This is a genomic window from Blastococcus sp. URHD0036, from assembly GCF_000701365.1.
In the GTDB taxonomy this organism is placed as follows: Bacteria; Actinomycetota; Actinomycetes; order Mycobacteriales; family Geodermatophilaceae; genus Trujillonella.
Genome location: NZ_JNIK01000002.1, coordinates 237,258 through 252,362, shown reverse-complemented (window position 1 = coordinate 252,362; position 15,105 = coordinate 237,258). Strand labels below are relative to the sequence as shown.

The following is a 15,105-nucleotide window of genomic DNA, read 5'->3' as shown; positions in this document are numbered from 1 at the left end:
CGACGCCGCGGCGGGCTCCCACGAGGACCGTTCCTCGGCCACGACCGGCATGGACCTCAACGCCCACCACCGCGCCGTCGTCGTCCTGGTGCACGTGGACTACGCGGTGTCCCAACAGCAGCTTCACCCCGCGCGCTTTGGCCGCCTGGCGCAGCACCTCAATGAGGATGGTGCCCCCGGGCAGGTTCGCGTTGACCGCCTGGCCGGCGGCAAGCTCCTGCTCCGGTGGCATGGCCGGGCCGAAGGAACGTCCGATCGGTGCAGCGTTCTGCGGCAGATCCGCGTGGTAGTCGGGAAAGATGTGGCCGCGCTCCCTGTTCAGGTACAGCCCTCCGGCATCCACCAAGACCTGCACGGCCTCGGCGCCGCGGTCGTAAAAGGTCTCGAGGAGCGCCAACTCGGCCGTCGGCACGCCGTGCGTCGGCGCGTCCCGGTCGTAGCGGTCAGGGAAGGCGATGCGGGACATGTAGTCCAGCGCCTCGGCCCGGGGGTCGGCCAGGCCCTGCTCCTGCATCAGCGGGTTGTTCGGGATCCACATCCCGCCGCCGGACTTGGCTGTCGTCCCGCCGAGGGCGCCGGCGCGCTCGAGCACGATGACGGATGCGCCCTCCGCCGCGGCGGTGACGGCGGCGCTCAACCCCGCCGCACCGCTGCCGACCACGACCACGTCGCTCGTGAGGTCCCACTCGATGTCGTGCACACTCCAGGCGCTGGCCGAACTCAGCACGGTGTCGTCGGTCGGCACGATTCGTCCTCTTCCGTAGGGGGTGCGGCGGCGGCCTTCCCGGGAGATCCGTTTCGGCCACACGCTAGCGCAAGGTGAATCCTGCATCCGGTCTCTCTCGAGACGATGCTGAAGATGGGCCGGGGCGCGCAGCGTCGGGTGTCAGAGGCGCGCATCCTCCGGCAGGACGTCGGCTGCGTACTGCTCGAGTGCAGCGATGCGTTCGTCAATGGTCGCGCCGGGAACGCTCGTCATCAGGTACGTCACGCCCAGCTCCTTCAGTCGGCCGCAATCGTCGACGATCTCCTGGGTCGACGGGATCCGGCCCTCGAGCTTCGGCAGGGCGCCCGGCATGAACGGGACGTCGAGCGGCGCGGTCCGGCCGATCCGCTCCGCGTGCTCGTGTGCGACGGCGATCAGCGCGGCAGGTCGTCGGCCGTGGCCAGCGGGTCGGAGTGGCGCTCCAGTGCGTGGTCGCTGCGCGGGTGGGGGAAGGGGATCCAGACGTTGCCGAGCTCGACGGCCCGGCGGATCGCGGTCTGCGAGCTCTGGGAGCCCGACCTGCACGAGCGCGTCCCCCGTCCGCCCAGTAGCTGCATCCCGGGCCGGGTGTTCGGCTGTGTCTTCGACGACCTGGCGGGTCTGAAGCTGCGCGATCAGATCAGCATGGGGCAGGCCATGTTCGAGACGGACTGCCCGCACGGCGACATCAGCTTTCCCGCAGTCCCAGCAGATGGCCGAGAAAATCATCGCCGCGGCTGGAATGGACGAGCACGAGGCCTGGTGATGCTCCGCGGCAACGCAACATCCTGCTACGGCTTCGACACCTACTTCGGGCTCCGCAGCTGGAGCGGGCCGACATATGGAAAGACCCTGAATCCAGGATGTAGGGTCTGGCGGTGTCTGCAGGTCGGACACGAGGCACCACCCGACGATGCCGCTGGCCATCGGCCGGCGCCGAAGGAGTCCATGGGCATGGAACTGGTCCGAGGGAACGCGTCATGATCCGCATTGGCTGCGGCTCCGCGTTCGACCGCGACAGACTCGACTGGGCCGAGGACATGGCCTACTCGGGGATCGTCGACTACATGGGCTTCGACAGCCTGGCCGAGCGCTCGATGGCGCTCAACCAGCTGCGCAAGCTCGAAGACCCGGGAGCCGGCTGGCTGCGCCGCATCGACAACCCGGCCCCGGGGTTCGACCCGCGGCTCGGAGAGATTGCGACCCGGCTCGCCCCCTACGTGCGTGACGGCGGGACCGTCATCGGGAACTTCGGTGCCGCCAACCCCGAAGCCGGGGGAGAGCTCGTCGTCGACCGGCTGCGCGAGGCCGGGGCGACCGGCGTCAAGGTCGGCGTCATCACCGGGGACGACGTGCTCGCTCAGGTTCTCGACCGGGACCTCTACCTGCCCGAACAGGGCTGCAATGTGTCCGAGATCAAGGACCGGGTGCTCTCGGCCAATGCCTACATCGGCGCTGACCCGGTGGTCGAGGCCCTGCAGCAGGGTGCCCGGTTCATCCTCGGCGGCAGACTTGCCGACCCCTCTCCGTACGTCGGCGCCATCTGCCACGTCAACGGCTGGGCGCTCGACGACTGGGATCGGGTCGCGGTCGCCACTGCGGCGGGTCACCTCCTCGAGTGCGGCACGTCGATCACCGGCGGCAACTACGCCGACCCGCCGTACAACGAGGTCGCGAACTGGTTGAACCTCAGCTTCCCGTGGTGCGAGGTGGACGATGACCACATCGTCGTGAGCAAGCTGCCGGGCTCCGGCGGCGTGGTGAATGAGCGCACGACGAAGCTCCAGCTCACCTACGAGGTCCACGACCCCGCGAACTACCTGACGCCCGACGTCACCGCTGACTACTCCCAGGCGGTGGTCCGCGAGCTCGGGCCGGACCGGGTGGCCCTCTCCGGTATCTCGGGCCGGCCACGGCCGGACAAGCTGAAGGTGCTCGTCGGGCTGGACATGGGGTGGAAGGTCTTCGCCGAGATCTCCTACGGCGGTCCCGGCTGTGTCGAGCGAGCACGCCTGGCCGGTGACATCGTGCGCGCCCGGGTGGCTTCCCGGGACGCGGACATCATCGAGTGGCGGACCGACGTCATCGGGGTCAATGCGCTCTACGGCGAGTCGCTGGAGGGCGGCTACCCGGCCGACGTCCGCATCCGGATCGCAGCGCGGACCAAGACGAAGGCAGGTGCGGAGATCGTCCTCGAGGAAGCGGAGTACCTCCCCATCTCCGGTCCCGCCGCCGGCGGTGGGCGTGGCGCGGTGAACCTCCAGCGTGCCATCGGGGTGACCCCGGCATTCCTGCCTCGCGAAGACGTGCCGCTGAAGGTGAAGGTGCACACCGTATGAAGCTCCGTGAGATTGCCTACGCCCGTGAAGGCGACAAGGCCGACATCGCCAACATCGCCGTCCTGCCCTATGAAGACGCCGACTGGCCGCGCATCAGGGAGGCGCTGACGGAAGACGTCGTGCGCCGCAAGTTCGGGGACCTGATGACCGGGACGGTCACCCGGTACGAGTACCCGAACCTGCCTGCCCTCAACTTCGTGCTCACGGAGGCTCTGGGCGGCGGGGTGTCCCTCTCCCTGCGCGTGGACGGGCACGGCAAGAGCTATGCCTCGCTGATGCTCGACATCGACATCGACGGCTGAGAGCACGACGCGGAACAGCCGCCGGTCATCACGGATGACCGGCGGCTGTTCCGCGTCGTGCGCAGGTCAGATCGCCAGGACGCGGCGCGGGTTGCCCTGAATCAGGGTCCGGAGCTCGGCCTCGGTGAAGCCGGCTCCGCTCAGGACGTCGCACGCCATCGCCAGCAGGATGTCCGAGGCCGGTGCCGTGGCGATGCCGCCGTCCGAGCTGAGGACGCATCGCTGCACCCCGATCGAGCGCATCAGCCGGAACAGCTGCGGGGCCAGTCGATGTGATGCGTTGGACGGATGCAGGCTGTACGCCGTGACCTCGAGGAAGGCGCCCGTGGCGTCCAGCAGCTCCGCGGCCTCACCGGTCGACAACGCCATCACGCTCAGCGGGTTGGTCACCACGAGCGTGAGCCCCTGCTCGGCCGCGCGGCGCGCGACCGCCACGCACTCGGTCGCCGAGGCGTAGCCGAGGTTGAGCGGCACGGCGGCGGCCCCGGCCAGCTCGAGGATGTCGAGTACCTGCGGGCGGATGGCCCCCGAAGAGTCGAGCAGCTCGAGCTCTGCAGAGCCGAAGCCGAGCACCGGGGTGAGCGCGCCGCGGGCGGCCATCGTGCTGCGGAAGTGGCGGGCGCTCAGGGTCGGCAGCCCGACCCAGCGTGCGCCGTGGCGCAGCGCCAGGTCCACGGGTACGGGGTCGAGCCCGCCCGCCGCCTGATTGGCGAGGATCGCGCCGACGAGTGGTGCGCCGGTCAGCCGGCGCACCAGTGCGCTGCGCTCGGCCGTGGGGGAGTGGTGGTTGCGGTGGACGCCTGCCGCGAAGCCCCAGGACACGAGTTGCCGCCCAAGGTCGACGTCGTCCCCGTGGCGGGGCACGAGGTCCGGTTCGGCGTGCACGTACAGGTCCACCGCGCCGTGCAGGAGGTCCTGCCACCGCTCGGCCGGGGGATGACCCTGGACCGGCGTGGCCTCGGGGTCAGCCACGCTTGTCCCCGCCACCCCCCTCGGGAGGTGCGACCATGGCCTGCTCCACGGCCGCGAGCTCGTCGGCGGACAGCGGCGCCTCGACGACGCTCAGGTTCTCGCGCAGTTCGGCGGGCCGCTCCGCGCCGATAAGGACGGCGTTCACGGCCGGCTTCGCCAGCAGCCACCCCAGCGCCAGGGCGCTGACCGGGCGGCCGAACTGCGCGCCGGCGACCCGGAGCCGCTCGACGAGCGCGAAGGAATCGTCGTTCCAGTACTGCGCGCGGTACAGCGGCCGCGCCGCGAATCGACTGCCCTCCTCGGGACCGGATCGATGGTCGTACCGTCCCGTCAGCATCCCGCCGGCGAGCGGCTGGTAGACGAGTGGTCCGACCCCCATGGCGGCCGACGCCGGCAACTGGTCGGTCTCGGCGCGTTCCCGGGTCAGCAGGTTGTACGGGATCTGCATGCTCACGAACCGCTCGAGACCCAGCCGGTCACTCGTCCACAGCGCCTTGACCAGCTGCCAGCCCCCGAGGTCGGAGCACCCCAGGTAGCGGACCTTGCCGGCACGCACCAGGTCGTCCAGCGCACCGAGAGTCTCCTCCAGAGGGGTGGCCGGATCCCATCGGTGGATCTGGTAGAGGTCGATGTATTCCACCTCGAGACGACGCAGACTCGCGTCGACCGCCGCGAGGATGTGCTTGCGGGAGAGGCCTGCGGAGTTCGTCGGGCCGTCCTGACGGGACCGCGCGGGATCGTCCGCGCCGCGGGAGGCGGCCGTCAACGCCTCTGTCGAGTCGCCGACCCCGAACCCGACCTTCGTGCACACCAGCATGCGGGAGCGGTGACGGGCGAGAGCGCGCCCGACAGCCTCCTCGCTGCGCCCGCCCGCGTAGATGTCTCCGGTGTCGATCGCGTTGATGCCCGCCTCCACCGCGGCGTCGACGAGGGCGTCGACGTCGTTCGGAGTGGTCAGCTCGCCGAACGTCGCCGTCCCGAGCACGACCTCGGACACCAGCACCCCGGAGGACCCCAGTCGGCGGTATCTCATGCCGTCGGAACCCGTGAGGTCTCGACCTGGGCGACGTTCCGCCTCAGGACGTCGTCGACCTCCGAGGCGACGCGGTGGAGCGGGCGGTGCAGGGCGGTCACGGTCGGCGGACTCCTTCGACACATCGTGGACGGGGGGGACGCTCTCCGAGGTCCCCGGGCTGAGCGTCCGGTCCCTGCTTCAGGCCGGGACGGCAAAGGCGGAGAGCTGATCCAACAAGTGCTCGGGCACAGATGTCTCCACGCCGCTGATCAGTCCAGCGAGCTGATCAGGTGACGAGGCGCCGACGACCGCCGCCGTGACGCCCGGGCGGGACAGTGCCCATCCGACGCACGCTGCCGCGGGGCTGATGCCGACCTCCTGCACGGCGGATCGCAGTCGCTCGGCCCGGCCGATCACGTCGGCGTTCACGTAGCGACCGGCGACCGACGGGCGGGAGGAGCGGCGTCTGGTCTGCGAACCCCCCGTGTCCGCGCGCCCGGTCAGCACCCCCCCGGCGAGTACTTGGTAGGCGAGAACCCCCACCCCGGCATCGACGGCGGCGGGTAGGACCGCCTGCTCGGGCACCCGGTCACTGATGTTGTAGCGCACCTGCAAGCTCTCGAACCTGGCGAGCCCTCGACGGTCGCTGACCCACAGCGCCTGGAACAGCTGCCAGGCGGCGAAGCCGGAACAGCCCAGGTAGCGGACCTTCCCGGCGCGCACCAGGTCGTCAAGCGCCCCGAGCGTCTCTTCCAGCGGAACGTCCGGGTCGAACCGGTGCACCTGGTACAGGTCGAGGTAGTCGGTACGCAACTGGGTGAGGGTCGCCTCGACCGCCTCCAGCACGTGCTTGCGGGAGAGCCCGGCCTCGCTGGGGGAGATCCCGCGCCGCCAGCGCTCCGCGTGATCCGCTCGGCCGAGGACGATGGCGGCGTGGTCGGCGTCGGCGTCGCCGGGACGGAGACCGACCTTCGAGCAGACCACGATGTCCTCGCGCCGTTGGCCGGCGAGCGCTCGGCCCAGAATCTCCTCGGAGCGTCCCCCGGCATAGGCGTCCGCGGTGTCGAACGTCGTCACCCCGGCGTCCAGGGCGGCGGCGACGACCTCGTGGACGGCGTCGGTGTCGACGGTGTCCCCGAACGACGCCGCGCCGAGGACGATCGCAGAGATCTCCAGGCCGGTGGACCCCAGGCGGCGGTACCTCATGATGCGCTCGGCAACGCCCTCGCCGCGGACAGCACACGCTCGAGGCTGGCTGCGCCCTCCTCGGCGATCTGCGCTGCAGGCAGACCCCGAATACGGGTCGACAGGACCTCGAGACCGACCGGGGCGGTCACACCCATGTCCTCGAGCACCGCGACGAATCCGGCCACGTCCAGCGCGCCGTCACCGGGCCACAGACGGTTGTTGATCGACTGCGGGATGAGCGGCGCCGACAAGTCCGGAACGGCGTCCGACAGCTGGACGGCGACGATCCGGTCCGCAGGGACCTGGCGCAGCGTCTCCGGGCCGTCGGTGCCGTGCAGGTGGTGCCACGCGTCGGTGACGAGGCCGCCGTTCGGCCGGTCCGCGGCACGCACGACCTCCCAGGCCTTCCCGACGTCGGACAATGCGAAGAACGGCATGTACTCCAGCCCGACGAGCAGCCCGTGTTCAGCGGCGCGGTCACAGACCCCGGCGAACCGCTCGATGATGAGGTCCAACGGGGGAGCGGCGTCGACCGGCGCGCTCGCCCCGATGTTGAGATGGCGGGCTCCGAAGACCTCGGCGATCGCGTACAACCGCTCTTCGCTCGCCCGGTCCGCCTCGAGGCGCTCGCCGTCTGCCCACCAGCCGTTGAGGAACTCGATCTCGGGAACGGAGACGCCGTGGGCGTCCAGGACCGCGCGCAGGTCCGGGTCGCGGTGCCCGGTCGCGACGAGGTGGTCGTACTCGGCGATCGTCAGCCCGATGCCGGTGAAGCCCGCGGCGGCCGCGGCGGCCGCCCGGTCCTCCAGCGGGTGACGGGCGCTGTCGGTGACAGGGGAGCCGGAGATCGTGTGGTGGCACAGGAGGGTGCCGCCGTCGCCGAGGCGGCTCATCGTCCGGCCAGCCGGTCAACGATGGGCGCGAACGTCTCGATCTCGGTCTCGCGCACGGTGATGTAGTTGAAGCCGTACAGCTCCCGACGCTTCTCCAGCGTGTCGCAGATCTGGTCGATGTCGCCCAGGAGGGCGTGCGGGTGCTCGAGGACCTCGTCGAGGGGCATGTCGAGAACTCCGCGGGTGCGCTCGCTCAGCGTGGCCGCGGTGGCGGCGACGTCGTCGGTCACGAACGTGAAGTAGTTGCCGATCTCCAACTGCAGGTCGCCGAAGCGCTCCCCGGCGGCCTGGCGCACGATGTCGACCTTTTCGGAGACGGCGGTCGCCGTAGCGGATTTGGTTCCGTCAGCGGTCAGCTTGCCGGCCGCGTTACTCACGTTGAAGGCGACGATGTCGGCCTTGCGGGCGGCGAGCTGGAGAATCTTGGGCCCGCCGCCGCCGATGGCGATCGGGACGCGCCCGACCGGCTTGGGCACTCCCGAGAATCCCGAGGCGTGGACGTGTTCTCCGCGGACGTCGACCTCTCCCTCTCCGAAGCACGCGCGCAGCACCTCGACGGCTTCGCCGAGGCGGGCAATGCGGATGCCCGGGCGGTCGTAGCGGATGCCCATGCCGGCGTACTCGGCCTCGACCCAGCCGGCCCCCATGCCGACCTCGAGGCGACCGCCGCTGAACACGTCGATGGTGGCGAGCTCCTTGGCCAGCACCACGGGGTTGTGGTAGTCGACGCTCAGCACCCGGAAGCCGATCACGAGCCGCTCGGTCGCGGTGGCGGCCAGCACGGCCGTGGGGATGGCTGCCGACGCCTGGATCGAGTGGTTGGCCGACGTCATGGCCGCGCCGGGACCGAGGTAGTGGTCGTTGTAGAGGATCGAGTAGTAGCCGAGTTCCTCGGCCCGGCGGGCACGGGTGGTGACCTCCGCGACGGTCGAGCCGCCCTGGGCCATGAGTCCGAATCGGAAGGGGTGCGACATCGAGACCTCTCAGAAGCGGGCGTTGTTCAACTCGTCGGAGCACGCTCACCGGCGTGGTCGCGACGAGTGCTGGAGGCGCTGGGCGTGGCGCGACTCACCGGGATGCAGGATGCAGAACGTCGCGTGGTGTCTAACACCCCACCCAGGGGTGGATCAAGAGCTGATCACCTCTAGCGACCCCCTTGCATCCTGGATACGGTGCCAGCGAGGCGCATCTTTGGAAGCGGCGCCACGAAGCGGGGCAACAGCCACTGTCGAAAGGTCTGGGTGGACATGGACGAGGGTCACGGCGCCGGGTCCGAGCGGGACCGGCGACACGATCGTCGGCACGTCTACATCGGCGGCCGTTGGGTCGAGAGTGCGTCCGCCCGTGTCGTCGAAGTCTATGACTCGGTGACCGAGGAGGTCATGGGCTGCGCGCCCGAAGGGCATCCGACCGATGTGGACCACGCAGTCGAGGCGGCTCGGGCCGCGTTCGACGAATGGGCGGCGACGCCGGTGGGTGAGCGCGCGGCTTTGATGGCGAAGGCGGCAGACGGTCTGGCTGCGCGGGCCGACGAGCTCACCACGCTCATCACCCGGGAGACGGGCATGCCTGTCGAAGGTTGCCGTGTCGTGCAGGTCGGTGGGGCCGTTCACTTCGTCCGCGTCGCGGCGGAGGTGGCGGTCGACTTCGCCTACGAGGAGCGGATCAAGCACAGCCTCGTCGTCCGCGAACCGGTCGGGGTGGTCGGGGCGATCGCACCGTGGAACTTCCCGCTCAACCAGATGGTCAAGAAGGTCGCCTATGCAATGGCGGCCGGATGCACCGTCGTGGCCAAGCCGAGCGAGGTTGCGCCGTTGGACGCCTACGTGCTCACGGAGGTCCTCGACGAGATCGGTCTCCCGCCTGGAGTGTTCAATCTCGTGCCGGGCATCGGCCCGACCGTCGGGCAGGCGATGTCCGCCCATCCGGACGTGGACATGGTGAGCCTCACGGGCTCCACCGCCTCGGGTACGAAGGTCATGCAGTCTGCGGCCACCACGATCAAGCGGGTTGGCCTGGAGCTCGGTGGCAAGAGTGCCAACATCCTGCTGGACGACCTCTCCGACGACGCCTTCCGGGACGCCGTCAGCCAGGGGGTGCAGCGTGCCTTCATGAACGGCGGCCAGATCTGCGCCGCGCTGACCCGGATGTTGGTGCCGCAGAGTCGGCTGGACCTTGCCGAGGAGGTCCTTTCCGCGGTGGTGGGAGACATGCGGGTCGGTGATCCGTTCGATCCGGCGACCGTGGTCGGACCACTCGCCTCGGCCGCGCACCGCGACCGCGTCGTCGGCATGATCCGGGCCGGCCTCGAGGATGGCGCAGCCTTGCTCGTCGGGGGGCCCGACCGGCCCGAAGGGGTCGACCGCGGCTATTACGTGCGCCCCACCGTGTTCACGCGCGTCGACAACTCGATGCGCATCGCGCAAGAGGAGATCTTCGGACCCGTCCTCTGTCTCATCCCCTACCGCGACGACGCGGACGCCGTCCGGATCGCCAACGATTCCCAGTACGGGCTCTCGGGCGGTGTCTGGTCGGCCGACGTCGCCCGGGCCGAGCTCGTCGCCCGGCGGATCCGGACGGGTGCGGTCTACGTCAACGGTGCCGCCACGAACGTGTATGCGCCCTTCGGGGGTTATAAGAGATCTGGTATCGGCCGCGAGTACGGCCGGTTCGGTTTCGAGGAATACCTGCAGATCAAGTCCCTGCACCTGCCGTCCTAGCATCGGCGCTTGTAGACCCCATCGAGGCGCGCGTATGCTGGATCCAGGACGAACCGCCGCCGACGACCGTGCCGGCCCGAAGAACCCCGGGAGTTGCTATGCCTCTGGCTGACGACGTCCAGCTGATCTCCGTCGACGACCACGTCATCGAGCCTCCGAACGTGTGGTCGGATCGCCTTCCCGCGGCAATGCGGGAAGCCGGCCCGCGCATCGTCGATCAGCCCGGGCACACCCAGGCCTGGTCCTACCAGGGCGACCTCTACCCGCTGCACCTCCAGGGCAGCCCCCGCACCCGGGTTTTCCGCACCGACGGAACGGGCGAGGACTTCCACGCGCGCCACTACGACGACATGGTCCCCGGGTGCTATGACGTCAAGGCCCGGGTTGCCGCGATGGACACCGACGGGGTGCACGCCGGTCTCAACTTCCCGACCTTCCCGCGATTCGCGGGCACGCGCTTCCTCGAGGGCAAGGACAGGGACCTCGCGCTCGAATGCGTCCGGGCCTACAACGACTGGATTCTCGACGAGTGGACCGGCTCGGCGCCGGACCGCTTCATTTCCGCGGTTATTACTCCCGTGTGGGATCCGCAGGCTGCAGCGGAGGAGATCCGGCGCACCGCCGCCAAGGGGGCGAAGGCGATCTCCATGACGGAGAACCCTGCTCCGCTGGGTCTTCCGTCCTGGTGGAACATCGAGCACTGGGCGCCGTTCTTGGATGCCGCTGAGGAGACCGGGCTGCCGCTGTGCATGCACATCGGAACCTCCGGTGAACTCGTCGTGCCGTCGAAGGACTCCAGTGAGGCGGTCTCGATCGCTCTGTGCGGGCTGAACTCGATGTCCGCCGCCGCGGAGATCATCTTCTCCGGCATGCTTCTCAAGTTCCCCGGCCTGAAGATTGCGCTGGCAGAAGGTGGGTCGGGCTGGGTTCCTTACCTCCTCGAGCGCATGGACTACACCTGGGAGCGCACGCGCGTCGACGTCCACCGCGAGCTGTCGCCCACGGAGCTGTTCAACCGCAACTTCTGGAGCTGTTTCATCGACGACCGCTTCGCGCTCGCCACCTACGAGCACATCGGTACCGACAAGTTGATGTGGGAGGGCGACTACCCCCACAACGACTCGCAGTGGCCCGACAGTCGCAAGCTCCTTACCAAGGCCATGGCGGATGTCCCTGATGACGACGCCGCCAAGATCGCCGAGACCAACGCGCGGGAGCTGTTCAACTTCCCTCGTACGACCGCCTGAACGACCCGCCGGCAAGGAGAACGTAGTGCCGCAGCTCAATGTCGACTCGGAATTCTGCCAGGCGCACGGGGTGTGCGCTGCCATGGCACCCGGGCTGATAGAACTCGATGACGATGGTTATGCGCGGGTGCTCCAGTCGAGCATCTCGGACGATCAGTTGGAGACGGCGCGTGCTGCGGCCCGCAGCTGCCCTGAGGGCGCCATCACCGTCGAGTGAACCCGTGACCGGGTGTCGGTGACATGCGCACAGGCCGGTTGCCTGTCGCACCATGGAAATATGAGTGGAGGTCTGAGATGGCTGCAACGGTGGATGCCAAGGGGTTCGGCGCGGCGCTTGGTGAAAAAACCGCGGCGAGTGCCTCCCTGTTCTTCCTGGACGAGCTCGAGTGGGTTCCCGCCGTGGTGGGTCCGAACGGCGAGGGTGGCGGGAAGTACTGGCCGGAGTCCATCATCGGGACGGTCGATCTCCAGAAGTTCTTCGACGGCGCGACGCAATTCAAGTACGTCGCGGGCGAGACCTTCAACCTGCTGTACATCAAGGCCGCGCCCAACATCACCATCCCCCGCCACTCGCACAACATGCCCCAGAGCATCGTCGTCCTCGAGGGGGAGATCTACCGCGGGAAGCGTCGCTTCGCTCCGGGTGACGGGTATTTCTCACGGGCTCACGAGGTGTACACGATCCGCGCAGGTGCCGAAGGCGCGACCTACCTCGAGATCCGCCAGGGGTCGCTGAGCGAGCTCGAGACGAGGTGGGTGGAAGACAACCCGAAGCGCTGGATCAAGGCCGATGGGACGAATCCGCTCTTCGCGAACGAGGGCGCGTCGACGATCTGACAGGACGCCTGCGGACCGGGCCGGGTCGTACGACCGTCCCGCGAACGGTCGCAAGAGAGCGCATGGTCGTTGACGTCTCGACGACCATGCGCTCTCTGGATTTCACCGGACGAGCGCTGATGGTCGATGTCACGTGCCGTCTCGCCATCGGCCAGGTGACGCTCGGAACGTTCACCTTCCGTACGACAGTCGTGGCCCCAGTCACGTCGCCGGTCATCTGCGTGAGGCGCCGGATCCGCTCGCCGACCGGCAGCTGCACACGGCACATTGCGCAGACCATGGACGCCGGTCCAGAGCTCATCTATTTTCGAATCCAGGATTCACTGGTGGGATCGATCGAGGAGCTCTTGGACATGGCGGCTGACCATCACCAAGCCGATGGGGACCTCGCGGCCTTTCGAGCGCGCCTGCGCGACTGGCTCGCGGCGTCGGGGGTGCCTACTCAGGACACGGTGGGTGCAGCCGTTCGAGCCGTCGAGGAGACGAACGCGGCCACGATCGCCGCGGCGAAGGCGTACCAGGCAGCCTTGTACGACGCCGGCTTCGCGGGGCTCACCTGGCCGGAGGAGGCAGGGGGACGGGGCTTGTCCCCCCAGTACGACGTCGTCGCCGCGCAGGAGTCCGCCGCGTACGAGCTGCCGACCGCCCCGCTCAATGTCGGGCTCGGCATGTGCGGTCCCACCATCCGGGTGCACGGCACACCCGAGCAGCGCGCGCGATACCTGCCGCGACTCCTCCGAGGGGAGGAGCTCTGGTGCCAACTGTTCTCCGAGCCCGATGCGGGTTCCGACCTCGCCGCGATCGCCACGCGTGCTGAGCGTGTCGAGGAGGGCTGGCGGCTTACCGGGCAGAAGGTCTGGACCTCCGGTGGGCGGTCGGCGGACTTCGGCCTCGCGCTTGCTCGCAGCGACGGATCGGTCCCCAAGCACGAGGGCCTGATCATGCTGATCGTCGACATGCGGGCCCCGGGACTGGACGTCCGTCCTCTCCGTCAGATGACCGGACACTCGAAGTTCGACGAGGTCTTCTTCGACGACGTCTTCGTTCCCGACGACCAGGTGATCGGCCGGCCGGGCGACGGGTGGCGGTGCGCTCGCACGACATTGTCGAACGAGCGGGTGTCGGTGGGTGGATCGACGGCGCTCCGAGGGGGCAACGCCACGATGATCGCGATGGAGGCTCAGGAGCGTGGACTCGCGAACGACCCGGTGTGGCGGCAGCGCATCGCCGAGGCCTGGACCGGCGAGCTGGTGATCCAGCTGATGAGGGAGCGGGCCAAGCGGGCCGTGCTCGCCGGTGAAGCGCCCGGGCCAGAGGGGGCGCTCAACAAGCTGGCATCCTCTCAGTTCATCCAGCTGGTCTCCGGGCTGGGTGTGCAGCTGTCCGGGTCGAGTGCCGTGGCCTGGGACCCGGCCGAGCCGGACGCCGAGCAGTGGGCCGCACGTCTGCTCATCTCCCCGGGCCTGGCCATCGGGGGAGGCACGGACGAGATCGTGAAGAACGTCATCGCCGAGCGCTCGCTCGGTCTCCCGCGGGAGCCCTCCGTCGGCCGAGGGATGTCCTTCCACGAGCTCCGAAGGCTAGGTGCCCGGGTCATGGAGGCGGCGCCGGAACGGTCCCGGCCGGGGGCCGACCCGTCCGTCGTCGCTGTGGGCGCCGCTGGAAAGGCAGAGGCATGAGCACGGTGCTGACCGCAGCAGAGGTCGCGGCTGGGGGAGTCGCCCTCGAGCCCGAACACGAGGCGCTGCGGGAGACGGTCCGCCGGTTCACCGCGGAGCGCTTCCCCGAGTCGGAGGCAAGCCGGCTTGCTGCCGCACCTGAGGCATTCGACCGCGCGCGGTGGCAGATGATGGCCAACGAGTTGGGGCTGCAGGGTCTGGCCATCCCGGAGGTCTACGGCGGTGCGGGCTACGGATGGGTCGAACAGCGGCTCGTCTTCCACGAGTTCGGTCGCGCGCTGGTCGGGGGCCCGTACCTGGCGACCGTCGGCTTTGCCGTCCCTGCACTGCTGGCGTGCGGAGATGAAGCGGCGATGCAGGAGTACCTGCCGCGCATCGCGGCCGGGAAGCTCATCGCCACCGTGGCCGGTCCGGAATCCGACCGCCCGGACGTGTCCGACGTCCGCACGTCGGCGCGACGGAGCGGCGACGGGTACCTGCTCGACGGGGTCAAGCCGACCGTGTTGGACGGCGCGGAGGCCGATCTTTTTCTGGTGGTGGCTCGGGCCGAGGACGGCGTCCGGCTCTTCGCGGTCGAGTCCGCGGCTCCGGGCCTGACGATCGACCGGCTGGAATCCCTGGACCTCGGTCGTGCCTTCGCCAGGCTGACGCTCAAGGCGGTGCCGGCTCGACCGATCGGGACCGTCGACAGCGTCGCGCAGGGTTTCTCCGAGGCAATGGACCGCTTCTCGATCGCCATCGCGGCGGAGCAGACCGGGATCATCGACAGAGTCCTCCAGATGAGCGTTGAGCACGCCAAGATGCGAGTCCAGTTCAACCGGCCAATCGGCTCGTTTCAGGCGATCAAGCACGCCTGCGCCGACATGTCTCTCGCCCTCGAGTCCTGCCGCGTCCTGGTAGAGCAGGCCGCCTGGCTGGCCGACCAGGGCAGCCCGCTGGCGCCGGCCTCCGTGGCCGCCACGCGAGCACGCTGCGCTGACGAGACTCGTAAGGCGACCTACGACTGCATCCACCTGCATGGCGGGCTCGGCTTCACATGGGAGCACCCGGCGCATCTGTACTTCCGTCGTGCGCACAGCACAGCCGTGCTCCTCGGGGGCCCCGAGGTCTACCGCGAAGAGCTTGCCCGACGGATCCGCCTGTGATCCCGCCACCATGACGAGAGCCC

General features: G+C 69.2%; 16 protein-coding genes. 8 read left to right on the top strand and 8 right to left on the bottom strand.

The features are described 5' to 3' along the window. The 3 genes from N555_RS0102515 to N555_RS0102505 form a co-directional block, all read right to left on the bottom strand. Positions 1-745: FAD-dependent oxidoreductase (locus N555_RS0102515; protein ID WP_029429923.1), on the bottom strand; the 745-nt coding region annotated here is incomplete at its 3' end. Positions 746-886: 141 nt separating this feature from the next. Then, positions 887-1,078 (bottom strand): hypothetical protein, encoded by a 192-nt coding sequence (locus tag N555_RS0102510; protein ID WP_029429922.1) that lies wholly within the window; start codon positions 1,076-1,078, stop codon positions 887-889. Between the two features lie 62 nt (positions 1,079-1,140). Then, positions 1,141-1,323, bottom strand: coding sequence for a hypothetical protein (locus N555_RS0102505; protein WP_029429921.1), 183 nt, complete (start codon positions 1,321-1,323; stop codon positions 1,141-1,143). A gap of 402 nt (positions 1,324-1,725) precedes the next feature. Between N555_RS0102505 and N555_RS0102500 the strand changes: the two genes are divergently transcribed. Next, positions 1,726-3,084 (top strand): acyclic terpene utilization AtuA family protein, encoded by a 1,359-nt coding sequence (locus N555_RS0102500; RefSeq protein ID WP_029429920.1) that lies wholly within the window; start codon positions 1,726-1,728, stop codon positions 3,082-3,084. Continuing rightward, positions 3,081-3,386: an AtuA-related protein gene (locus N555_RS0102495; RefSeq protein ID WP_029429919.1), complete on the top strand. Its 306-nt coding sequence runs from the start codon at positions 3,081-3,083 to the stop codon at positions 3,384-3,386. Before N555_RS0102500 ends, N555_RS0102495 begins: the two co-directional genes overlap by 4 nt. 66 nt (positions 3,387-3,452) lie before the next feature. On the opposite strand, the gene N555_RS0102490 is transcribed toward N555_RS0102495, so the two are convergent. The 5 genes from N555_RS0102490 to N555_RS0102465 all read right to left on the bottom strand — a co-directional run bounded on the left by N555_RS0102490 (position 3,453) and on the right by N555_RS0102465 (position 8,428). Further along, a complete protein-coding gene (locus tag N555_RS0102490; protein WP_029429918.1) occupies positions 3,453-4,358 on the bottom strand; it encodes a DUF6282 family protein in 906 nt (301 codons plus the stop codon). Continuing rightward, the gene (locus N555_RS0102485; RefSeq protein ID WP_034508363.1) at positions 4,351-5,391 is read right to left on the bottom strand and encodes an aldo/keto reductase; all 1,041 of its coding nucleotides are present in this window, start codon (positions 5,389-5,391) and stop codon (positions 4,351-4,353) included. The genes N555_RS0102490 and N555_RS0102485 overlap by 8 nt, the downstream gene beginning before the upstream one ends. Positions 5,392-5,571: 180 nt before the next feature. Beyond that, positions 5,572-6,579, bottom strand: coding sequence for an aldo/keto reductase (locus tag N555_RS0102475; RefSeq protein WP_029429916.1), 1,008 nt, complete (start codon positions 6,577-6,579; stop codon positions 5,572-5,574). Beyond that, complete coding sequence (locus N555_RS0102470; protein ID WP_029429915.1) at positions 6,576-7,454, bottom strand: sugar phosphate isomerase/epimerase family protein; 879 nt, start codon at positions 7,452-7,454, stop codon at positions 6,576-6,578. The genes N555_RS0102475 and N555_RS0102470 overlap by 4 nt, the downstream gene beginning before the upstream one ends. After that, positions 7,451-8,428 (bottom strand): TIGR03621 family F420-dependent LLM class oxidoreductase, encoded by a 978-nt coding sequence (locus N555_RS0102465; protein ID WP_029429914.1) that lies wholly within the window; start codon positions 8,426-8,428, stop codon positions 7,451-7,453. Before N555_RS0102465 ends, N555_RS0102470 begins: the two co-directional genes overlap by 4 nt. Positions 8,429-8,701: 273 nt before the next feature. On the opposite strand from N555_RS0102465, the gene N555_RS0102460 reads away from it, so the two are divergent. The 6 genes from N555_RS0102460 (at position 8,702) to N555_RS0102435 (ending at position 15,082) form a co-directional block, all read left to right on the top strand. Continuing rightward, a complete protein-coding gene (locus N555_RS0102460) occupies positions 8,702-10,174 on the top strand; it encodes an aldehyde dehydrogenase family protein (RefSeq protein ID WP_051683640.1) in 1,473 nt (490 codons plus the stop codon). 98 nt (positions 10,175-10,272) lie between these two features. Further along, positions 10,273-11,421, top strand: a complete 1,149-nt coding sequence (locus tag N555_RS0102455; RefSeq protein WP_029429912.1) for an amidohydrolase family protein — start codon at positions 10,273-10,275, stop codon at positions 11,419-11,421. Between the two features lie 25 nt (positions 11,422-11,446). Then, positions 11,447-11,638 (top strand): ferredoxin, encoded by a 192-nt coding sequence (locus N555_RS27255; protein ID WP_029429911.1) that lies wholly within the window; start codon positions 11,447-11,449, stop codon positions 11,636-11,638. A gap of 77 nt (positions 11,639-11,715) precedes the next feature. Beyond that, entirely contained in the window at positions 11,716-12,258 is a 543-nt protein-coding gene (locus tag N555_RS0102445) for a cupin domain-containing protein (protein ID WP_029429910.1), read from the top strand. Between the two features lie 62 nt (positions 12,259-12,320). After that, a complete protein-coding gene (locus N555_RS0102440) occupies positions 12,321-13,937 on the top strand; it encodes an acyl-CoA dehydrogenase family protein (protein ID WP_051683623.1) in 1,617 nt (538 codons plus the stop codon). Further along, the gene (locus N555_RS0102435; RefSeq protein ID WP_051683622.1) at positions 13,934-15,082 is read left to right on the top strand and encodes an acyl-CoA dehydrogenase family protein; all 1,149 of its coding nucleotides are present in this window, start codon (positions 13,934-13,936) and stop codon (positions 15,080-15,082) included. The genes N555_RS0102440 and N555_RS0102435 overlap by 4 nt, the downstream gene beginning before the upstream one ends. Positions 15,083-15,105 lie beyond the last annotated feature (23 nt).